This is a genomic window from Streptomyces sp. SP18BB07 (assembly GCF_036322545.1).
GTDB lineage: Bacteria > Actinomycetota > Actinomycetes > Streptomycetales > Streptomycetaceae > Streptomyces > Streptomyces deccanensis.
Map to the genome: position 1 here is coordinate 1 of NZ_JAQYWT010000358.1, position 318 is coordinate 318.

Genomic DNA, 318 nt, shown 5'->3' on the forward strand with positions numbered 1-318 from the left:
GCGGACACCGGCCGGGTGGGCCAGCACGGCCTGGAGATCGTGATGGCCGTCGCCCAGGGCTTCGAAGCCCGCCAGGAACCGGTCGGCAAACGCATCACCGCCCGCATCGCCCTTACGCACGGGACAGCTTGATGGTGGTGTGCCTGGGAGACCTCCCGCAGCACCGGTGAAGCCGTCGGCCGACGCGATCGGGCCCAGCCCTGCGCGGCACCAGTTCAGTCGCCGCGTGGGTGTTTCGCGGATCGGCGGGTTTGCGGCGACGGTCTTCAGCCGGTGGTGAGCATGCCTTCGCGTAGGCGTTTCAGGGTGCGGGAGAGC

The 318-nt window shown here is 70.1% G+C and carries 1 pseudogene; it reads left to right on the forward strand.

Going from position 1 to position 318, the window contains the following annotated elements:
* Nucleotides 1–132 (forward strand): annotated as a pseudogene (locus PUR53_RS37785) (ATP-binding protein); the annotation flags it as partial.
* Nucleotides 133–318: the final 186 nt, after the last annotated feature.